22 protein-coding genes are annotated in these 20,501 nt (G+C 58.5%); 15 read left to right on the top strand and 7 right to left on the bottom strand.

Annotated features, from left to right (window positions below; genetic code table 11):
• Nucleotides 1–403 precede the first annotated feature (403 nt).
• Nucleotides 404–1,090, bottom strand: coding sequence for a hypothetical protein (locus tag H6F58_RS08585; protein WP_195181587.1), 687 nt, complete (start codon nucleotides 1,088–1,090; stop codon nucleotides 404–406).
• A 405-nt stretch (nucleotides 1,091–1,495) separates the two neighbouring features.
• Here H6F58_RS08585 and H6F58_RS08580 point away from each other — a divergent pair, with 405 nt between their 5' ends.
• A complete protein-coding gene (locus H6F58_RS08580; RefSeq protein WP_195181586.1) occupies nucleotides 1,496–1,996 on the top strand; it encodes a hypothetical protein in 501 nt (166 codons plus the stop codon).
• A gap of 257 nt (nucleotides 1,997–2,253) precedes the next feature.
• Entirely contained in the window at nucleotides 2,254–2,622 is a 369-nt protein-coding gene (locus H6F58_RS08575) for a hypothetical protein (protein WP_195181585.1), read from the top strand.
• 489 nt (nucleotides 2,623–3,111) lie between these two features.
• Here the strand turns inward: H6F58_RS08575 and H6F58_RS08570 are convergent, their stop codons facing one another.
• The 3 genes from H6F58_RS08570 to H6F58_RS18410 all read right to left on the bottom strand — a co-directional run bounded on the left by H6F58_RS08570 (nucleotide 3,112) and on the right by H6F58_RS18410 (nucleotide 6,195).
• Entirely contained in the window at nucleotides 3,112–3,498 is a 387-nt protein-coding gene (locus H6F58_RS08570) for a hypothetical protein (protein ID WP_195181584.1), read from the bottom strand.
• 57 nt (nucleotides 3,499–3,555) lie between these two features.
• Nucleotides 3,556–3,861, bottom strand: a complete 306-nt coding sequence (locus H6F58_RS08565; protein ID WP_195181583.1) for a DUF2283 domain-containing protein — start codon at nucleotides 3,859–3,861, stop codon at nucleotides 3,556–3,558.
• Nucleotides 3,862–4,926: 1,065 nt separating this feature from the next.
• Nucleotides 4,927–6,195, bottom strand: coding sequence for an amidase domain-containing protein (locus H6F58_RS18410; protein WP_195181582.1), 1,269 nt, complete (start codon nucleotides 6,193–6,195; stop codon nucleotides 4,927–4,929).
• 349 nt (nucleotides 6,196–6,544) lie between these two features.
• Here H6F58_RS18410 and H6F58_RS08555 point away from each other — a divergent pair, with 349 nt between their 5' ends.
• The 3 genes from H6F58_RS08555 (at nucleotide 6,545) to H6F58_RS08545 (ending at nucleotide 8,665) form a co-directional block, all read left to right on the top strand.
• On the top strand, nucleotides 6,545–7,114 hold the full coding sequence (locus H6F58_RS08555) for a recombinase family protein (RefSeq protein WP_195181581.1): 570 nt from the start codon (nucleotides 6,545–6,547) through the stop codon (nucleotides 7,112–7,114).
• Between the two features lie 67 nt (nucleotides 7,115–7,181).
• Nucleotides 7,182–7,640: a hypothetical protein gene (locus H6F58_RS08550; RefSeq protein WP_195181580.1), complete on the top strand. Its 459-nt coding sequence runs from the start codon at nucleotides 7,182–7,184 to the stop codon at nucleotides 7,638–7,640.
• Between the two features lie 209 nt (nucleotides 7,641–7,849).
• Nucleotides 7,850–8,665, top strand: a complete 816-nt coding sequence (locus H6F58_RS08545; RefSeq protein WP_195181579.1) for a zeta toxin family protein — start codon at nucleotides 7,850–7,852, stop codon at nucleotides 8,663–8,665.
• 459 nt (nucleotides 8,666–9,124) lie between these two features.
• On the opposite strand, the gene H6F58_RS08540 is transcribed toward H6F58_RS08545, so the two are convergent.
• Nucleotides 9,125–10,318, bottom strand: a complete 1,194-nt coding sequence (locus tag H6F58_RS08540) for a M20 family metallopeptidase (protein ID WP_195181578.1) — start codon at nucleotides 10,316–10,318, stop codon at nucleotides 9,125–9,127.
• Nucleotides 10,319–10,498: 180 nt separating this feature from the next.
• Complete coding sequence (locus tag H6F58_RS08535; protein ID WP_195181577.1) at nucleotides 10,499–11,479, bottom strand: YafY family protein; 981 nt, start codon at nucleotides 11,477–11,479, stop codon at nucleotides 10,499–10,501.
• Nucleotides 11,480–11,583: 104 nt separating this feature from the next.
• On the opposite strand from H6F58_RS08535, the gene H6F58_RS08530 reads away from it, so the two are divergent.
• The 3 genes from H6F58_RS08530 to H6F58_RS08520 are packed head-to-tail and all read left to right on the top strand — an operon-like array spanning nucleotide 11,584 to nucleotide 13,338.
• On the top strand, nucleotides 11,584–12,129 hold the full coding sequence (locus tag H6F58_RS08530; protein ID WP_146277624.1) for a DinB family protein: 546 nt from the start codon (nucleotides 11,584–11,586) through the stop codon (nucleotides 12,127–12,129).
• Nucleotides 12,130–12,184: 55 nt separating this feature from the next.
• On the top strand, nucleotides 12,185–12,781 hold the full coding sequence (locus tag H6F58_RS08525) for a helix-turn-helix domain-containing protein (protein WP_146277625.1): 597 nt from the start codon (nucleotides 12,185–12,187) through the stop codon (nucleotides 12,779–12,781).
• Nucleotides 12,778–13,338 carry a DUF6036 family nucleotidyltransferase gene (locus H6F58_RS08520; RefSeq protein ID WP_195181576.1) on the top strand — a complete coding sequence of 187 codons (561 nt, stop codon included), beginning with the start codon at nucleotides 12,778–12,780 and terminating at the stop codon, nucleotides 13,336–13,338. Before H6F58_RS08525 ends, H6F58_RS08520 begins: the two co-directional genes overlap by 4 nt.
• Here H6F58_RS08520 and moaA read toward each other — a convergent pair.
• The gene (moaA, locus tag H6F58_RS08515; RefSeq protein WP_195181575.1) at nucleotides 13,335–14,375 is read right to left on the bottom strand and encodes a GTP 3',8-cyclase MoaA; all 1,041 of its coding nucleotides are present in this window, start codon (nucleotides 14,373–14,375) and stop codon (nucleotides 13,335–13,337) included. The two genes, H6F58_RS08520 and moaA, sit on opposite strands and share 4 nt — an antisense overlap.
• A gap of 132 nt (nucleotides 14,376–14,507) precedes the next feature.
• Here moaA and modA point away from each other — a divergent pair, with 132 nt between their 5' ends.
• The 7 genes from modA to H6F58_RS08480 all read left to right on the top strand — a co-directional run bounded on the left by modA (nucleotide 14,508) and on the right by H6F58_RS08480 (nucleotide 20,472).
• Nucleotides 14,508–15,278: a molybdate ABC transporter substrate-binding protein gene (gene modA / locus H6F58_RS08510; protein ID WP_195181574.1), complete on the top strand. Its 771-nt coding sequence runs from the start codon at nucleotides 14,508–14,510 to the stop codon at nucleotides 15,276–15,278.
• Nucleotides 15,271–16,077, top strand: a complete 807-nt coding sequence (locus tag H6F58_RS08505; protein ID WP_060700559.1) for an ABC transporter permease — start codon at nucleotides 15,271–15,273, stop codon at nucleotides 16,075–16,077. Before modA ends, H6F58_RS08505 begins: the two co-directional genes overlap by 8 nt.
• Nucleotides 16,074–16,826, top strand: a complete 753-nt coding sequence (locus H6F58_RS08500) for an ATP-binding cassette domain-containing protein (protein ID WP_146277631.1) — start codon at nucleotides 16,074–16,076, stop codon at nucleotides 16,824–16,826. The genes H6F58_RS08505 and H6F58_RS08500 overlap by 4 nt, the downstream gene beginning before the upstream one ends.
• Nucleotides 16,823–18,070 (top strand): gephyrin-like molybdotransferase Glp, encoded by a 1,248-nt coding sequence (gene glp, locus H6F58_RS08495; RefSeq protein WP_060700561.1) that lies wholly within the window; start codon nucleotides 16,823–16,825, stop codon nucleotides 18,068–18,070. Before H6F58_RS08500 ends, glp begins: the two co-directional genes overlap by 4 nt.
• Nucleotides 18,067–18,648: an NTP transferase domain-containing protein gene (locus H6F58_RS08490; RefSeq protein ID WP_171918619.1), complete on the top strand. Its 582-nt coding sequence runs from the start codon at nucleotides 18,067–18,069 to the stop codon at nucleotides 18,646–18,648. Before glp ends, H6F58_RS08490 begins: the two co-directional genes overlap by 4 nt.
• A gap of 1 nt (nucleotide 18,649) precedes the next feature.
• A complete protein-coding gene (locus tag H6F58_RS08485) occupies nucleotides 18,650–18,922 on the top strand; it encodes a DUF6457 domain-containing protein (protein ID WP_060700563.1) in 273 nt (90 codons plus the stop codon).
• 95 nt (nucleotides 18,923–19,017) lie between these two features.
• Nucleotides 19,018–20,472, top strand: a complete 1,455-nt coding sequence (locus H6F58_RS08480; RefSeq protein WP_171918620.1) for a hypothetical protein — start codon at nucleotides 19,018–19,020, stop codon at nucleotides 20,470–20,472.
• Nucleotides 20,473–20,501: the final 29 nt, after the last annotated feature.

Raw genomic sequence — 20,501 nt, 5'->3', positions numbered from 1 at the left:
GAATTAAAGTTGTATGTCGGGGTAGCGGTAGAGGCTCTGGCGTATTCGAGAAGATGCCTATAGCTCTAAATGTATCAATACTCGTGGAATGGAAACTGTTTCGAAACATAGTTTGCGGCACTGGGTTTTGCGACAGATAGAACTGAAAAATCTATTGAGTTTTCAACTGTAAAGAATTTTCGTGGACGCTGGAGGAGAGGTGTGTCATAAACGACAGTTTTTGGTTTCCGTAGGGGGAACCCTCTGCAGGACATTATCGGATGTGGCCATGCCGAGGCTCATATTCAGCCAACAGCTAGACGAGGAATCCATCGTTTCAACACCGCCGACTCGGCCCGTGCATTTCAGCCACGATCATTGATCATCTTCAACGTATCCGGTTTCGTATTTCCCCCAATCTTGCTCATCCGACCCCGGAAGCAGTTGATGGTAGGGAAGCCGGAATGTATTCGCCCAGTCGGTCGTCCCATGCTTCGATTAGCCATTTAGGTGGCCTGGCATTGAAGCTGATGTATGCGTCATTGGCCTGCAATTCCCAGATGGATACGGTCGGATCCATAGTGCGGATTCCTTCCAGTCCCACAAAACGGACGGGCTGGATTTTTGAGGCCTGCACGAGACCCTGAAGCGAACTCACCAAAGTAAAGTTCACGAGCATGGGCCACCCGTCTCGTGGCGGAAGAACTTCGATCTTCCCCGACTGGACGATCTGAAACTCATTCACAGTGCCAAGCTGTCCCCAGTCCGTGCTGTCGGATGCGCTCGTCACCCGTTGAAGCTGCACCCGGAAGGGCGATCCGGACAAATCATTGAGCATGTCAAGGGTTCCGCCGTCCACTTCCAGGTTTCTGAGTCGTGGCGAAGCGATGAGCTTTTCCGTCACACCGGCCGCATAGGGCATGTAAACGCGAGTCAGGTTTAGGGACCCTGTGGAGGGCGCCGTGTAAGGCAGGATTCGTTGGCAGTGATGAATCAGCAGATGTACAAGGTGGGGCATGGAGTCGATCCCGGTGAGGTCCACATTGCCTTCGGCATCGATCGACACGACCTGGATATCTGGATCAAGCGAGGCTAGTTCTGCGGCGAACAAGCCCGACTCCGGTAGTTAGTTGCTTGATGTTGGCAAACTTGAGCCGTTCGTGGTAACCATCAAGCAGGTTAACGTTTTGGGTTTGAGCGCTCCAGATCAGCCCAGAATCCGTCTTGCGTTTCGCCGCCATAATTTCCTCGTTTCGTTGTGTCCGGGATGTCGCTGCCTAGATTAGGTTGCAGCCAAGCTTGCCCGGCAATTCGACAATAGCTTCGCTGTACGGCTTACTTTGTGTCCGAATCGGGAACCTTCACCGGAACGATGCCCAGGATCAGATGTTTGTAGATGGAATCGGGAGCACACTCGACTAGTCGCCACCGGCGCCTAGCGACACGGAGCGATTGTCCAGCGTCTGGCGACACCTCGGCAATAATGGTCTGCATGATCGAACGTGGACGGTGAAGCATGCGATTCCCGAATAAATACCAATCTGCTGGTTTAGGCATCATCGGAGCGGTGCTGTGCGTAGGCCTCTTGATGGGGTGTTCCGTATTCCGAGATTATTCGGGCGATACCTGCGATGGACGTAAACCAGTTGGATCTCTGGAGCAAGCCGGCAGGGACCTGGTGTCCGCCGCATACGCCGCCGATCGGGGCGGCGTATGCCGAGTGACCGCGCCTTTTCCGGGCGGAGTTCTGGATGACGCAATGGTCGCCAAGACGCGGGAAATTCTGGCCGAACGGGGAATCACCCCACAGAACGTCACTGTGTTAGTTGGAGAACAGATGGGAAGTGGGGTTGCCGTCCAATTGACAGACGGCAGCAATAACGCTTCCCGCGCGATCGACATCAGCGGCACGGTCATCCGCGATGACGGATTCACGGTGGGCCTGCCGACAGAGCTGTATCCCGAGGTTCCGGAGCACCCGGCATCACCGTCTGCTTCGACAGATCCTGCTTCCTGATAGCGGCAGTGACACAGGTAAACGACCAACGCGACGTCCGTATGGGGAACCTTCACCGGACATTTCGTTGGCCGGCCATCCGCACCGAGAACCGGATTCGGAGGATCTTCTTCTAAGACGGTCCTTCCGGGATGGGTAGACTCTCCTTCAACTGATCCAGGACGGCTCGGTGCAGACTGCGGTGATCGAAATGACCATGCAAAGGGGAACGCGAATGAGAAGGGCCCTTCCATTTAGCCGCGAGTCGATGAGGCTCCATGGCTGATCCGCTGAACGACATCGAACTTGAGATCATCGAAAACGGTGAAGACGACTGGGTCCTTTTCCTCCACATCATGGGGATCATCAACGAAGCCAAGGGAAGCGTCCTGACGGAGGACGAGGCCATTGCAGAGGCCACAGGATCTGCCTTGGCCCTGTGCGCCAAGGGGTATGCCCAGCTCGGGAGATACACCGGACCTACAAATTTTGTGCCGTGGCCCGAGACCGGTGATGCGCTCCGCACTCGGTTGGAGCACGAGCTGAAGAATCCGCCTCCCGGGGAAGACCACGAGTGCAATCTGATGTACATCATGCTCGATATCCTGCCTGAAGGGCAGAAAGCCAGAGACGAGCAATCCCGGTAACCGAACCCTTTTTGGGACACCCGTAGCACTAGAACATGACCGGTTGTATTCTTGGCCATAGCCCAGTCGCGATTCATGACAATCGTCGTTTTTGCCGTTCACCTAGAAAGAACTTAATGATCAGCGATCCTCAACCAGCGCCTCCCACCGTGCCGACTTTAGAACGGCAAAAAGTGCTTGAGTTGGTTGCCTACGCGGAGCAGTACGTTCTACTAATACAGGGGGAACAACGTGAACTACGTAGGTTGAATCGCGATTCCTCGGATCTGCTTCCAGTTATTCAAGGGTGGGAGTTCATGTCTAAGGCTCTTCGTGAATCCTATGGTTTGGAAGAAACTGAAGATTCTCGATAGCACTCAACCTACCTTTCGAGTTCGGGAGCTCGTAGAGGTCTAGAGGCTGGTCGCGAAAAGTTCAGCAATCTGTTTCCTTAGAGGAACCTTGACTGGAACACGTTCATCGCGGCTAGGAAGACAGAACGGTCAACCGTCAAGACTGCATCATGCCGTAATCTATTTCGAATACGTCGAAGCCGTTGTTGAAAAACCAAGGCAGAGACGTTGCTGGATTATCCAATCTTCCCTGCCGCCCTGGAAGACCAATAACACTTGGTTCCATTCCAAAAGCTTGCACGCGTCTGGTTGCTTCATCGAGAATGTGGGGATCTTTCACCTCAGGCATGCTGTCCGTGATCTCCCATAGACGGCATACGACTATATACAGCCCTGCAGAGTCATGTATGACATCAGAGTAATCCACTAATTCGAAATAGAATCCATCTTTTATGCTTCCATTTTCTACGGAGACGAAGACTTTAGACGACAACGGAAGTGAACCCATTTGGTTCTCGTACAGGGAACCTTCAGTGCGATACACGTTGCGCGATTCGCCTGGGATTTCAGTCTGTGTCCGCGAGATCTGTTGCGGCGCTGATCAAGCAATGCGGTGAACAACGACCACGGGATGACCAAAAAGTTTGCGAATTTCATAGCCTGCAGCGGCCAGAGCCTCCCGAAGCGATCCGTCTGCGACGGAGGCAAGGAACTGGTCGACGGTTCCGTATACCTGCCCCAGCAGTTCCAACCCGATCGGTTCGCCGGAAACATCTAAATCCACATTGACTCCGAATGGGAGCGTGGTGTTTTCGACTTCCACTGCCTCCCCGATTGGTTCACCAGTTAGCGCGATGTATCCGGCACCGGCTTCCCTGTCATATGTCATGCTCAATGGCTTGTTCATGAGCCCTTCTAGGTTTCGTACGGCGGATTCGGGTTGGTGGCGATGGAACTACCCACAATAGTTCCACCACGCGGCATCGTTCTCTTCTATCGCTTTTCAAGCGATGGTGAATATCTATTGAGGTTCTGGGCACCGTGTGGAGGTGGCAACACAGAATTCTCGAATCATCTGCACTGCGGGTCCTGACTGTAATGAATCCAAAAGAGCACCTCTTTGCCACCGAAACAGTCTCAAAGTCCCCAAAAGCGGTGATCCATATGTTCGACAGCAGATCGTCCCGCAAGACGGTCCTCATACGGGACACTTTGCTAGTTGGCTACCTACGATTTCAAAACTATGCGGTAGCAATAATTCTTGATTCCGTATACCCGCCCGACAAAATGCCGGGTGAAGGCGCCTTATACGGACGCTACCCGAAGCACCTCTATTACCGGACGATCCGGTTGACGGTTTGCTCGAGTGGGTGCAGCTCGAGGAGCCATGTATAGGACCATAGGCATGGTGTCACAAACGGTCGTTTTCGATTCCTACACATGCAGGCCCACTGAAAACGAGACAGCACAAACAGAGCGGCATAGAAAACCGCTGCCGTAATTAGCATCCATCCAGGAATACCAATCACCGCAGCGGTTCTCATAAATGCAACAAAAAACTACGAGCTTAGTGGCTCAACGAAGAATCACGTGAACGTGCTTTGAAATGTGGAAATAGTGAAACAACTGAAGATCCAACCCCCAGTACGAGCAACACCATTCCAGCCCAAAACACCCTCCACTGTGCGTCCCTGCATTCATATCCACCATAGGAAGGAGGATTAACCCAGCCTGTAGCACCAGCTCCCCGACCGCACATCGCACCATCAATGGTGACAGGGTAAACCAACACCACTAGAGAAGCTGCAACGAGAAGAGTCCCCACAACCGCGAGTATTTTGCCGTTGCGATTCGACTTAGAGAAAGACCAAAGTAGCGGCCCGACTGAAAGCAACCCTATTCCGCACACTCCAGCGAGGACCCAAAAAGAGAGCGGCTGGCTATTCCACAAATCATTCATTCCAACCGCTTTCTACCGTAGTTCCAGTCCGTACCAGGTGTATTTCTTACCCTGCTGCTTGGCTAAGGCTACCGTTGTTTCGAGGGAAATATTCGAACGGTTCGATGACTTTTGTGAGATTCTTGGGGCATAGTTTGCTCGTCCTGTGACAGCCATTACGTGATCAATGTACCCGTCTGGGTATCCATTTGGATCCCAATCTACGAAGATTAAGTCTCCTGAACGTGCATTCCAGACGTTCGATAGGAACTTGTACCTACCGGTGTTCAGCGAGTAAGAATAGAGATCGCTGGCCTTCGTCCAAGTTCTCGTTGCCCCTGCAATACCGGCAAGGTTGAAAGTCCACTTCGTCTTTTCATGAATCTGAGTAGAATTGCCTCCGGTCAGGTACCATCCCGCCTGGTCCAGCACCTGAGAAACGAAATTAGCGCAGTTGTTGTTGTACTTCGGATATGTACCGTTGACATAGGCCGTGCCGTCTTTTGCGTAGCTTCCGGAAGTGCGGCTAATCGCGTAAGAGACGAAGTTTTGAACATTAATGCTGTTCTGCTTTGAGTATCCTGCGGCTGGTACTCCGATTGTTCCATCGGCTGGTTGTGCAATGTCTTCGATCGGAATGCCGGGCTTATCGTCATCCGACTTCAGATCAGGAGACATCGGAATTTCCTCTGGCTCGGGGGTAGGGTCGCTCTCATCGGCAGCCAGGCTGCTCTCTTCATAAGGAACCACTTCGTCAGCAACGACAGCCCAGCCTTCATTACCTTTCTCCAAGGTCAACAGATGTTCATCTGCCCAAGAAGACGGGCCAGAGTATCCATTGTCATCCGGCTGAAGATGGTAGCTAAAAGTCACCATCGCACTTACTTTTTGCTGTGTCTCGGTTGAGGACACCAATTTTGGAGACTCAATTTCTACGCTTGAGTTGTAACCACCGGCGGCAGGTTCGCCTAAGGTGAGTGAAATTTCGCCCAATTCTTCTTGCGCGACTGAAACAGATTCTTCGGCCGTATCAGAAAGGGGCTGGGCCATTCTAGCGAGCGATGACGAAGATGCTCCTGGCGCATCTAGCACCACTTCCGCGGCATCGCCGTAAGCCTCGATTGCGCCAAGCTGAACCACTGTTTCTTCATGCGAACTAGAACTCGCAGACTTTGATGAAGAAACACTAGGAACGAGACTTGGCTGAGCTACTGCGGAAAATGAGGGCAGTACCACCAATGACAGGGTTACAGCTCCGCACAAAAGCATTTTGCCCTTGCGTCGGTCTTGAAAAGGATTCACAAGATCCTCAATGCTCTATAAGCTGGGATGCGCACTATTTATGCGTTCGCTTAGTATTCATAGAGAAAATTGGAAAGTCAAGAGATTTTTAACTAATGAGTATTTCGAATCAAAAACTTTGTTTAGCAAGAATTAATTGAGAAATATGTTGACGGATTCGGCTATGATACCGACTCGGATGTGAGCATAAGCCTCATTGCCGGTCGATTAGGCAGATCCATACCGCTTGATCAAAACCGGTCGTTTCTGCAACGACGAGTAAACCCCGGCGACACGCCGGGGTTTTTTGTTTCAGAAAGGCCTTTCAAAACCAAAACGTTGCACAACCAGGTTGTGTAGCGTTTTTGGCATGACAGTCATTGGATATGCGCGAGTGAGCACGCGCGAGCAGAACCCGGAGTCGCAAGCAGCCGAGCTGCGCGCGGCCGGGGCCGAGCAGATATTTACTGACCGAGGGGAGTCGAGCCGGGAAGCTGCGCGGCCGCAATGGGTCGCGTGCAAGGCGCAATCGAAGCCAGGGGATACGTTGATCATTCGTGCGCTGGATCGCGTGGCCGGTGAAGAGCGAATGGCCATAGAGATTATCCGCGAGCTGGGGGAGCGCGGCGTGCGGATCAAAAGCCTTACCGAGCCATTCTTAGACGTGGACATATCTACGCCAATGGGCGAAGCCATCGTGGGCATCATGGCGGTAATGGCGCAGCTGCGCGTTTCCATGATCAGGGAGAACACCCGCAGGGGATTAGCACACGCGCGCGCCCAGGGCAGGGTCGGAGGGCGGCCGCGCGTCATGGATACAGACCGCACCGCCACGGCGCGGCAGCTGCGCGAGGAAGGGAAGAGCTACGCGCAGATCGGCAAGATCCTTGGTGTCAGCGCAGCAAGCATCTACCGTGCAATTTCGGCCGAAAATCATTGAATCAAGATGATAACTAATGTTATCGTTTAAGTGAGGGAACGTTTGTTTCGAGGTTTAGGAGGTTGTTATGAGCCAGCTAATGGAACGTCCGCAGCGTGAAGAAATGCGCGCGCTGTTGTTGAAAGCGCGGCAACGTGTAGAAGTTGACGCACTGGATTACAAACGCACTTTGAAGGCTGCTGCTGGTGGCATGAGCCAGCGCGAAATGGCTGCGCTGCTGGGTATGTCCCAGCCGGCCGTTGCCAAGGCTCTGCAACGCGCCCAGGCTGTGCCCGAGGTTGTTGGTGAGTTCAATGCTGCAAGCCCTTATGAGGTGTGCCAGCGGTACGCGGCAGGGTTTATTGACCGTGAGGAACTGGTGCGTCTACTGGTTGAGTGGCCATATAAGCCGACCCCTTGGGCGAACGAGTACGGCGAGTACGAAGAGAGCCTGGATGGAACTTGGGAAGAAGTGGGCGACGCGCTGCGGCATGAGCTGATTGACGCTGCTACTTACGATGAAGTTTTGATGAAGACGGCCGATTAGGCGGCGAGCAACCGAAGGGTGAATCGTTGGCTAACGACGAATCAATAGAACGACATTATGCGGCTCTGCGCTAGGTGCTGGCTGATCCTGATATGAACCCGCGCGGAGCATACTCGACAATCAGACAAGAGCAGTATTTTATTCAAAGTGGATCGCGTCCGCGTGCTACGTCGGAGCGGGAACTTTTGCATAAGAAGTGGATGCAAGAAGTGATTGATGACTCGGCTAAGCGCGGAGAAATCAAGAACGATGGAAGAGCTATTGTGATGGCTGGACCGCCCGGAGTTGGCAAAGGCACTGTGCAGCGGGAACGCTTGAATGATGTTCCTGGTTACGTTCAGTGCGACCCGGATATTTTCAAAGAGAAAATCATCCAGCACGAGCTAGAGAGCGGGAACCTGGATCGTCTGAAAACTCCATTGGTGAAAGAACTTGAAGCCCAGGGGCACAAGTTCGCACCAATGGAGTTTGCTGCGTTAGTGCACGAAGAATCATCCATGCTCAGCGCCAAGTTGCAAAAGGACTTGCGCAAGGATGGAACGAACTACGTCATTGATACGGTGCTCAAATCGCAAGGCTCCGCGCAGGAAGTTGCTGCTACTTTGGACAAGCGCGGATACACCTATGACGTGGTGAGCGTGCAGGCAACGTTCGAAGAATCAAAGGCTGGAATCTATGGCCGTTGGCAGGCAGGACGCGAAGCGTTTGAGCGCGGAGAGAGCCAGCTTGGCGGCCGTCCTGTGCCCTCGGATCTTGCGAATAATCTGGTCACACCAGATGGAAAGTCTGCTACCGAGGAATCGGCAAAGTGGCTGGCCGAAAACGGCAAAGGTGTTGTGAGCTTCACCCAGTACCGGCGAGGGTCGACCACCCCGGAGATTGACCAGGTGAAGAATGACGGCAAGCTCATTCCGCGCAGCGTCGCGTCAGCGCGGCAAGCTTTCCCCAAAGCTAGAGAAACTCAATCGAGGGCACCGAAAATTCATCGCCCAGGTACGGATAGGGGAACTGGAATAGGCGACTAACTGCACACCTTCCCCGTTCCTCAGATAAATGCCAAGATTCACGAACAGACCTCCTGTCAAGGGTAGGCGAAGCCTATCGCGCAGCGACGCGAAGCGCCCTTGATAGGGGGTCTGTTCGTGTAAGAATCGTGCGTCGAGGGGCGGGGCAAGCGCATAGTTAATACAAATCAGCGGGTTTTCAATTAGGCCAGTTATCAGAGGCCGTGCACATGCCAAGATCGCATCACGCAAGCTAACTCAGGTACCACAACTTTTGGCTTGTGTGCGGGCGGTCGGCTGGTTCCTGCTGTCCACGTGTGTGCAGGAAAAGCAGCGGAGCCCTGGGACAGTAACGTCCTAACAATTCACATGGTCGATTCAGGCTCTAAAAATCTGGATAAACAAGAATCGTTGCATAAGCTGAACAGCGTTCGGGCGCGCGCCCAATAGGCGCTAGCCAGAACACTTCCCTGTCCAGTTTCAGCTGGCAGTTCGCTTAAACGCGATGGCTGCCAGGGCTGCGGCCTGATCTGCGAGCACTGAGTCGTCAAAAACCACCCGTGGCGAGTGGTTCCACTCGGTTTCTTCGGCAGGCAATTCGGGTGGAGACGTCAGTAGTCCAATAAAGGTGCCCGGAACCTCGTCGAGCACGAACGCGAAATCCTCGGAGCCCATCATCGGCGAAGGCATCAGTGCTACGCGCTGTTCACCGTAGATTTCGCGCATTGTTTCCAGCGCTGCCTCGGTCTCGGCGGCATCATTCACGGTCACCGGGTAGAGCGTTTCAAAACACACATCTGCGGTGAGCTCATGGGCTGCTGCCACGCCGTGGACGACTCGCGGCAGTCCTTCTTCAAGGACGGCCAGCGAGTCGTGGGACATGGTGCGGATGGTGGCAGCCAGCTCGACGCTTTCCGGGATGACGTTGATCGCTCCGTCTCCCGTGGACAGCCGCGTGATCGAGAGAACTACCGGGTCGAAGGCGTTGAACCGCCGAGTTACAAAACTCTGCAAGGCCAGGACGAGCTCCGCGGCTGCCGGTACCGGATCCAAGGTCTGGTGGGGTTGCGAGCCATGTCCGCCGCGTCCCTTCAGCTTCACGGTTAGCTGGTTTGACCCGGCGGCTACCGGGCCGCCCCGAGTTGCGAAGACTCCGCGCGGGCCGGGGCCTACATGGATCGCGTAGGCGGCAACCGGAGGTTCTCCGGCTGCCGAAAGCAGCCCCTCTTCAAGCATGATCTTGGCGCCGCCGTGGCCTTCTTCGCCTGGCTGGAACATGAAGATGACCGAGCCATTAAGCTCTCTTTGCCGAGCCGAGAGCAACTTGGCTGCGCCGACAAGTCCTGCAGTATGCAGGTCGTGGCCGCAGGCGTGCATGTTGCCATTAACAGAGGCGAAGGCCAGATTGGTCTCTTCGAGAATCGGCAATGCGTCCATGTCGCCGCGAAGCAGGACCGTCGGTCCGGGCAGTTCGCCTCGAAGCACTGCGGTCACCGAGCTGGTGCGCGTGCCGGTAGTGATTTCCAAGGGCAGCCCTTGAAGGGCGTCAAGTACTTTTTGCTGGGTGCGGGGCAGATCCAGTCCGAGCTCCGGGTCCGCATGCAACGCGCGGCGCAGTTCAACCAGCTCGGGAAGGATCGTTTGCGCATCGGCGGTAAAGTCGGCAGTGGTCATGAATCAGCCTTTCTTAGGCGTAGTCGACGGGCGGGCAGAGCGCCTCAGGGTGCGTGGATCTGACTATGCCGAAGATTCAATCTTTAAGTATTCGCTAATCAAAGCGTTTACTCCGAACGATTTGAATGCAATGAGCACGCCAGAGACTATACGCCTCGCGGTTGTGGCACCGTCAAGCTGTCACGACGTTTTTTGTTGCATCTCACAACTTTCCTGGCTGGGGCCGATATTCGAAATCCAGGAATCCAGAAGCGCGCGCAGTTCCGTTGGCTGCACCTCGCTGACCTTTGCCTCGCTCATGGCCAGTCCGAACGCGGCCCAGCGGAGATCCATATTTTCGGTGCGCACCAGGCAACTGTCCCCATCGATCTGCTGGATCTCGAACCAGCGGCCAATGAGCGGCTCCAGCTTTTCGGCATTGGCGTAAACTCGCGCGCTCACTCCTGGCTGCCCGCTGCCACGCAATCCTGCGCGGACAAACCCCGCCGCATCGCCACCAGGCACCGGCCGGGGGATGAAGCGCAACGCCCTGGGTGAGGCGTTCTGCGCGCGGTCCACGCGGAAGCTGCGCCAATCATCGCGGTCCAGATCGAAAGCCACCAGGTAATAGCGGTTGCCCACATTCACCAGCTGGACCGGCTCTACGCGGCGCGAGCTCTTGGTTCCCTTGGCATCCTTGTAGTCGAAGGCGATTCGCTCGTGGTCGCGGCAGGCCTGGGCAAAAGCCACCAGGACTGCAGGGTCCACGGGATCCGGAGCCGAGGACCGGGAATTGAGCGGGACGGTGCTCGCGGTCAGCGCCTGCGCCCGCTTCCTTAACCTGGCTGGAAGCACGGGCAGAACCTTGCCCATCGCCCGCAGTGCCGCCTCGGCCAGCGCCGATGATCCGCCGTGCACCGTGGACTGCAATGCGGCCACCAGCGCCACGGCTTCCTCATCGTCGAGCACCAAGGGAGGCAGCGCGGTGCCGGACGCCAGCTGATAGCCTCCACCCACGCCGCGATCAGCCTGCACCGGATAACCGAGATCGCGCAGCCGCTCGATGTCCCGGCGAACGGTGCGCAAGCTGACGTCCAGGCGGTCGGCGAGTTCGTCCCCGGACCAATACCGATGGGTCTGCAAGAGCGAGAGCAGGCGCAAGAATCTGGTGCTGGTACTCATGCAACAAGTCTGCCTTGATTTAGGACAGAAACTGGCACTTTTCACTTCTACTCTGGTTATTGCCAGCTGGAAATACCGGCTGCAGCTTATGCCAGGAGGCAATCATGAGCACCATGGCCATCACCAACACCACGCTGAGCGGCGAACGTGCCGACCTGTTCCACGCCCTGGCCAACGCACGGCATTTCCTGCGTTTCACCGTCCAGGGCCTGAGTGACGAGCAGGCCGCGCAGCGCACCACCGCCAGCGAATTGACCCTCGGCGGGTTGATCAAGCATGTGAGCGCCGTGGAAAAGCAGTGGCAGGAATTCATGGTCAAGGGCCGGGCCGCCATGGCCTGGGACGGAGCGGATTTCAGCCAGATGCCACCCGAGGCGATCGAGGCCTTCCTCAACGAATTCCGCATGCAGGACGGGGACAGCCTGGAAGCGCTGCTGGAAAACTATGCGCTGATTGCCGAGAGCACCGACGCGCTGCTGGCCGAAGTGGATCTGGATGCCGTGCACGAATTGCCCTCGGCCCCATGGTTTGTCGACACCCACTGGTCGGTGCGCCGCACCCTGATGCATATCATCGCCGAGACCACCCAGCATTCGGGGCATGCGGACATCATCCGCGAATCCCTGGATGGGCAAAAATCCATGGGGTAGTAACAGGCGGCAAACTCCTCTAGACTATGTCACCGTACGGTGACATGATTTGAACATGAAATCTCCATCGTTCACTGTCGCAAGCCTGGCAGATAGGATCCGGACGCAACGTGGTGTCCTAGGCCTGACCCAAGCCGCCTTGGCAAATTCAGTCGGCGTTTCCCGCAAGTTCATCGTTGATCTGGAATCGGGGAAAGAAACGGTTGCTTTAGGGTTGGTGCTCAGGGTTCTCAAGAGACTCGGGTTTGAGGAACCTGGACTGCGCATTATTAATGACCGGGGATCTGAAATAGCTGAGGACTTCCGAGAGACCTTGGAAGCCAAAGATTTCGAGTTCGCGCTGCGTCTTATCAGCGAATACTCGACTGAATCCCTCGCAGAAGGGCGTCCTCTCTTAGCGCAGTCGCCTGAATTGGAAGACTCGCAATACCAAGTGGCTCTGGCTGCCATAACCAAGTGGATTGCGAGTCAGACCAATATGCCAGTCCCGCAGTGGGCTGCGGACATTGCACGACCATCAGAACCTGTGTTCCTCTCGGAAAAGTTGTACCCAGTAGGCGAGAAGATGAAGGAGCTAATTCGTGCTGAAACACCTCCGGAACTTCAAGAGCTGAACGTGTGGATCCGACAACGGAGCTTGGGAACAGCATGAATGGATCGGGCCTGAGAAGAGACCGAGTCGTCGAGCTGCTCGCTGAACTCGAACGACGCTTGAACGAACGGGGACTCAGCGTGAACATTAGGGTCGTCGGCGGCTCGGCCCTGCTACTTCATGGCCTGATCGATCGTGCCACGGAAGATATCGATGCCTACTACTCGCATCGTACAGAAGTGGAAGAAATCATCGAGGCGATGGCAATTGAGCACGGATTGCCTAGAAAGTGGTTGAACCCCAGCGCTGCCGCTTTCATCCCCGACAATGCCAGTTGGGCGCTCGCATCTGACCCTAATCTTTCCGCGGTCGAAGTTGCTGATTTGCAGACCTTGGCTGCCATGAAGCTGGCCGCCGAGCGTGACAAAGACATTCTTGATTTAGGGCACCTGGTTAACGCTCTAAGACTCAGCGACGCCAGCGAACTACTTGAACTCGCTTACGAAAAATATGGAGAAGGCTCGATTTCGTTGTCCCAAAGTAGGGAAAATTATGAGATCGTCGCAGAAGAGGCCATAGCCGCCGCACGGCGACTAAAACGCAATAGTAACCACTAGCCCCCGATGTAGGACATCTCGATGCGCTTGCGGTTTCCCGGGGTCAGCGCGGCGCGCAGCTCGGAATAATTGTCATCGCGCTTGCGCCAGTGGCCGGCCAGCGCCTTGGCCAGATCCTCGTCGCTGATCCCATCGCGCATCAGCTTGCGCAGGTCATAGCCGGAGCCGGCGAACAGGCAGGTGTAGAGCTGCCCCTCCGCCGAAACCCGCGAGCGCGAGCAATTGCCGCAGAAGGCATTGGTGACGCTGGAGATCACGCCGATTTCCCCGGCCCCATCGGTGTAGCGCCAGCGGTTGGCCGTTTCGCCCGGCTCGGTTTTGGCCGCCGGCTCAAGGGCCCAGCGCTCGTTGATCATTGAGACCACCTCGGCCGAGGGCAAGACCTCGTCCAGCTTCCAGCCGTTGGTGGTGCCCACGTCCATGTACTCGATGAAGCGCAGGATCGCCCCGGTGCCGCGGAAGTGCTCGGCCAGTTTCAGGATTTCATCGTCGTTGACCCCGCGCTTGAGAACTGTATTGATTTTCACCGGACCCAGGCCGACCTCGCGGGCCACCTCGATGGCCTCCAGCACGCGGGCGACCGGGAAGTTCACGTCGTTGATGGCCTTGAACTTGGCGTCGTCGAGCGAATCCAGCGAGATGGTCACGCGGTTCAGCCCTGCGTCCTTCAGCGACTGCGCCATCTTGGGCAGGGCCGAGCCATTGGTGGTCATTGCCAGATCCACCGGCGCGCCCTGGGGGGTGCGCAACTGTGCGAGCATCGAGACCAGTTCGGCAATGCCCCGGCGCAGCAGGGGCTCGCCACCGGTCAGCCGCAGCTTGGTCACGCCGAGCGTGACGCTGATGCGGGCGAGCCGTTCGATCTCCTCGAAACTCAGCAGCTCCGAACGCTCGCGGAAGGCGAAGTCGCGGCCGAAAATCTCCTTGGGCATGCAGTAGACGCAGCGGAAATTGCAGCGGTCGGTCACCGAGATCCGCAAGTCATGCAAGGGCCGTCCGCGGGCGTCGGCGATATCCCCGGCCGGTAGAACTGTCATAGCTACCAGCGTAGCTGGCGCAGGCAGGTGGCGGAAGAAGGGCGGGTAAAACAGCAAATCAGCACGTAAAATACCGCCCTTGCCCGGCGCCCGGTTGTAGCATGGGCACAAACCCCAAGTACTGGAGAACTCATGCGCGTAACCTGGCCGCTGGCTGCCCGAATCCTGCTGGCAGGCACCGCTGCCACCCTTGCGCTGACTTCGTGCAGCAGCGACAAGCCCGCTGACCAGCAGGTCATTGCGGTTTCCGCCGCGGCTTCGCTGCATGAGGCGTTCGACCAGATCGCCAAGGAATTCCAGGCCGAGCACCCCGAGGTTCAGATCGCCGGCATCAACTATGACGGATCCTCCACCTTGGCCACCCAGATTGTGGAAGGCGCCGACGTGGACGTTTTTGCCTCCGCCGATGAACGCACCATGGCCGAGGTGACCGAGGCCGGGTTCGGCCACGAACCGGTGATCTTTGCCAGCAATACCCTGGTGATCGCGGTGCCCAAGGACAACCCTGCCAACATCGGCTCGCTATCCGACCTGGCCGGGGCCAGCACGGTGCTGTGCGCAGCGCAGGTTCCCTGCGGCAATGCCTCGCGGCAGCTGCTGGAGAATGCCGGCGTAGAGCTCAAGCCGGTGAGCGAAGAGCAGAATGTCACCGCGGTGGTGCAGAAGGTAGCCGCCGGGGAAGCCGACGCCGGGCTGGTCTACGCCAGCGACGTTCAGGACGAGCCGGATCTGGCCGCCATCGTGCCCGAGGGAGCCGACGAGGTGGTCAACAGCTACCCGATCGCCACCCTGGACCAGAACCCGGCCGCCCAGGAATTCCTGGACTTCGTGATTAGCGAGCGCGGCCAGGAGATCCTGGCCGAGTACGGTTTTGGCAGCGGGGCTGCGCAGGGCAATGGCTAGCGATACCGGGCTGCGCGTCCCGGCCTTCACCTTCGCCCCGGCGGTGCTGGGCCTGGCCCTTCTGGTCTTGCCGCTGCTGGCGTTGCTGGGCCGCGCCAGCTGGTCCACCCTGCTGGCCGATGCCACCAGCGAACAGGCCGTGGCGGCCCTGTGGCTTTCGGTGCGCACCGGGGTGGCGGCCACCGCGCTCTGCGTGCTGCTCGGGGTGCCGCTGGCGCTGGTGATCGCCCGCAGCGGCCCGAGGATCGCGCAATTGCTGCGCGCGCTGATTGCCGTGCCGCTGGTGCTGCCGCCGATGGTCGGCGGGGTGGCGCTGCTCTTCCTCTTCGGGCGCACCAGCCCGATCGGCCAGCTGATCGATTCGCTGTGGGGGTTCACCCTGCCCTTTTCCACCGCCGCCGTGGTGATCGCGCAAGGCTTCGTGGCCCTGCCCTTCCTGGTGCTCTCGGTGGAGGGCTCGCTGCGCGCGGCCGGCACCGGCTACGAGCAGGCCGCCGCGACCCTGGGCGCCGGGCGATGGATGGTGCTCACCCGCATCACCCTGCCGCTGGCCGCGCCGGGGCTGGTGGCCGGGGTGATCCTGTGCTTCGCCCGGGCGATCGGCGAATTCGGGGCCACCGCGCTCTTTGCCGGCAACGCGCCGGGGGTCACCCAGACCATGCCGCTGGCGATCTACACCGCGTTCAATGGCGCCGGCGCGGGCCGGGATACCGCCGTGGCGCTGTCCTTGCTGCTGCTGGCCACCGCGGTGCTGGTGCTGTTGTGCGTGCGCGCCTGGCGCCCGGGAGCCATCAAATGAGGCTGCTCGCCGAGCTGCGGGTTGAGCGCACCGGCTTCGAGGTCAACGTGGAATTCGAGGTGCGCTCCGGCAGCACGCTGGCGATCATGGGGCCCAGCGGCGCCGGCAAGTCCACCATCGTCAACGCCATTGCCGGAACCCAGAAAATCGCTGGCGGGCGGATCGAACTCGATGGCGCGATCCTGGCCGATGGACGCCGGCATCTGGCCCCGCACCTGCGCGGGGTGGGGCTGCTGGGGCAGGAATCGCACCTTTTCCCGCATCTGGACGCGGCCAGGAACATAGCCTTCGGGGCGCACGCCTCGGGGGCGGGCAAAGCCGCGGCGCTGGCCACCGCCCGCGAATGGCTCGCGCGGCTGGGGCTGGAGGAGCTGGCGGGCCAGCGCCCGGCGGCGCTGTCCGGCGGGCAGCGCCAGCGCATCGCCCTGGCCCGTGCCCTGGCTGCCCGGCCCAGGCTGCTGCTGATCGACGAGCCCTTCGCCTCGCTGGATGTCGAAGCGGCCATGGACATGCGCGCGCTGGTGCGCGAGGAGCTGGAGCGCACCGCGACCAGCGCCATCGTCATCTCGCATTCGGCCACCGACGCCCTGGCCCTCGCAGATGACCTGCTGGTGCTGGAGCGCGGACAGGTGATCCAGCGGGGCACCGTCGAGCAGGTCTTCGCCGCCCCGGCCAACCGCTTTGTGCGCGCAGTGGTGGCTACGCTGCCCGCCCGGCATCCGCGAAGCATCCAGGAGGGACAACCATGAGCACCGGCAATGAACCCGTAGACCTCGAAACCCATCGCGCGCGGTTGCTTGCGCAGATTGCGCCGCTGGCCCCGCAAAGCATCGAGGTCTCTGGCGGCTTTGCCGCCCTGCACGGCGCGGTGCTGGCTGAAGATGTCGCCTCCGCGCACCCGCTGCCGCTGTGGGACAACTCGGCCATGGACGGCTATGCGGTGCGCTCGGTCGATACCGCGGCAGCGCCGGTTGCCTTGGAGGTGATCGGCGAAGTTCCGGCCGGCAGCGGCTGGGACCCGAAGCTCGAACCGGGCCAGTGCGTGAAGATCATGACCGGTGCCCCGATTCCGACGGATGCCGATGCGGTGGCGCGCATCGAGGATACCTCGGCGGCCATTGGCGGCTGGGATGTGGACACCGTGCAGGTCAACGTGCAGGTGCCGCCGGGCAAGGATATCCGGCGAAGCGGCGAGGACAAGGCCGCAGGGGACCTGATGGCCTACGCCGGCGAGACGCTGAGCGCAGCCAGGCTTTCGGCCCTGGCCGCCGCCGGTGCCAGCACGCTGGTGGTGCGCACCGCGCCCAGGGTGGCCGTGCTGGTCACTGGGGCGGAATTGCGTGCCTCTGGCGAAGATCTTTCGCGCGGGCAGATCCCGGAAACCAATTCGCTGCTCATGGCCGGCCTGCTGGCCGAATCCGGCATCCAGGCAGCCACGGTGGTGCACTGCGTGGATGACATCTGCGCGGTCCGCGAACAGCTCGATATCCTCGGCGCCACCCATGATGCCGTGCTGAGCACCGGAGGCGTTGGCCCCGGCGCCTATGACGTGATGCGCCAGGTTCTGGAGGCCGAACCGGGGGTCCAGGCGGCCCGGGTGAAGATCCGACCGGGGCAGCCGCAATGCGCCGGTCGATTGGAATCCGGCGCGATGGTCTTCGCGCTGCCCGGCAACCCGGTCAGCGCAGCGGTCAGCTTCGAACTGTTCGTGCGCCCCTGCCTGCGCGCCATGCAGGGCCACCGCGAAGTGCTGCGCCCCACCCTGCGGGCGGTGGCCGCCGTGGGGTGGAAAGCCGCGGCCGGGCGCATGCAGGTCATTCCCGTGGTTTTCCAGCACGGGCCGACGCTGCGTTGCGCCCCGGCGGTCCAGGCCAGCAGCATTTCCCACTCGGTCGGCGGCTTTGGAGCGGCCCAGGGGTACGCGCTGGTTCCGGCCGGAGCCACGCAGATCAACCCCGGCGATGAAGTCGAGGTTCTGAGGATGATTCCATGAGCCCCGATTTCGACGCGCTCGTCCTCGCCGGCGGCCGCGGCACCCGGCTGGGCGGGGCGAACAAGCCGGAACTGCTGCTGCACGGGCAGCGACTGGTCGACCGCGTCATCCATGCCGCCCGCCACGCAGGTGCTGTCCGCGTGGTCGTGGCCGGCGAAAAGGCCAGCGGAACCCTGGCTGATGCGGTATTGCGCGAGGATCCGCCCTTTGCCGGTCCGCTGGCTGGCATCGCCGCTGGGATCGGGGCAGTGCAAAACCCCTGGTGCCTGATCTTGGCCTGCGACCTGGAGCATCCCGAGGCAGTCGTCCAAGTCCTGCTCGATAACCTCGATCACCGGGCCGCCGACGGATTGGTGTTGCGCGATGCCCACGGCTACATGCAATGGCTCGCCGGCATCTACCGCACGGCCGCCGTTGCCCAAGCCTGCGCCGAACTTGGCGATCGGCTGGTCAATGCCCCGGTGCGCGCCGCGCTGGGCCAACTGGATTTAGCCGACCTGCCGGTGGATGATGAGACCACCAACGACATCGATACCTTGCAGGCGCTAGAACGCGCCCGCCGCGACGAAAGGAACTGACATGGCTGTGCATTTGCCTCCCGAAGCACTGAACGAATGGCTCGAAGCCGCGACCCGGGAGCTGGGCCTGGACGCGACCGAGATCGACATCGCCACGGTCTTGGACGTCGCCAAGCACGTGGCCCACGAAGTCGCCCGCCCGGCGGCACCCTTGAGCACGTTCCTGCTCGGCGTCGCTTTGGGCAGTGCAAAGGGCGATCTGCCCGGCCTCGCTCAACAGCTGGTCACCCGTGCTCACTCGTGGTCCGACGATCATCCGGAAAACGATGCCTAATACGCACAAGTTTTCGAATTACCCACGTCCGCTGTTGAATTAGTTGTTGTGGATAATCCCTGTTGTTCCGGGGTTATCCGGCGTATACTGGATATATGTTCGAAGACAATGGAGTGTTCGGTAGTAATTTCGAAGACGCGATTCCAGTGGGAACAGGCTTCGCTAATACTCCTTGCCTTTCTGAAAGCGATCTGTCATTTATCAACGTGGCACTCACTGAAGATGATCCGACCCTGAGCGTCATAGCACTTCAGAAAATCGAGTCCCAGGCTGCCTTCCTCGCTTCAGTTCAAGCCCGCCTTGCAGCTCATTTGGATATTACTCAGGGCGGGACTGTTGACGGTCCGGTGACTGCCAAGCAGCGGGGGATGGCCCACCAGGTGGCAATGGCCCGTCGTCGCTCACAAAATGCCTCTGTCGCCTATGTGCGTCGCATGCATTTCTTGATAGCTGACTTGCCGTATCTTTTTTCGCGCTATCAGCATGGCGACTTCAGCGAAAAGTTGGTTATGGCCATCCTGGCCCCGCTGGAGGACATGAGCAGGTCGGAACGCCGGGAGTTTGATAGCTTTTTTGCCAGTGCTCCCGCCATGTTTGACACGGCATCCGTCAACGAAGCCCGCGACCTTGCACAAAAAGCTGTTGACGAAGTGCGTGGTGAAAATCGCGATGAAGATATTGACCGCAAGGCAGAACATCGTGGAGTGTCCTTCTTCAAGGGAAAAGACTGCGTCAGGCTGAGCGCCGGACTTCCCATTGAAGTGGGAATTGCCGTAGAAGCATCGCTTGAGCATGAAGCTCAGCAGTTGAAGAATGCTGGCGACGAACGCTCCATCGCCCAGCTCAAAGCAGATCTTTTAGTTTCCAGGCTGACGGGGCATCCGGCGGATAAGCCATTGCCAATTAAACTTCACGTAAATCTCGTGATGACGGATATGGCTCTGTTGATGGACGGAAAAGAGCCGGCTTCAATGCCCGGCTATGGCACCGTTCCAGCACAGTATGCACGGCGCCTGATTGAAACTTATGGCGAGATCGATGATTGCGCACCGATTTCAGAACTTGCTGCATTGCGTCGCAGAATCAGGGCCTACCCGATGATCCGGCGGCTCTATACGTTGCCTGGTGCGCAGGATTTGGTCGCCATGGATTCCAAAGAGCGGCTCTTCAAGGGGTCGCTGCGCAAACTTTTGCAATTACGGGACCCGTACTGTCGCACACCATATTGCAACAACAAGCCCCGCCACGCAGACCATGTTCATCAGCACAGCAAGGGCGGAAAGACCTGTTGCGTCAACGGATGCATGAAATGCGCTTTCTGTAATTTGGCCAAAGAGGCCCCGGGCTGGACCGAAGAAGTTGTTCAGGAGAATCCGCACAAGATCAGAATTCATCCTCCAGGGAGCGTCACCTACGAATCTTCGCCTCCGCCAATAACTGGTCTAGCAAGAATGGACGAGTCGCTGACCAGGCAGATCAATAAGAGGACGAAGATCCCGGAAACCCCTCGGAACGTTCGCATCATTCGAATCTTCCCTGAAGCATCCTGATTCCGTAAAGCGGAGGATGTCACTTGGCG

The sequence above is a fragment of the Glutamicibacter sp. FBE19 genome, assembly GCF_015524875.1.
GTDB lineage: Bacteria > Actinomycetota > Actinomycetes > Actinomycetales > Micrococcaceae > Glutamicibacter > Glutamicibacter halophytocola.
Note: the sequence above shows the minus strand (reverse complement) of the source record. Positions and strands in the feature narration are given on the sequence as shown.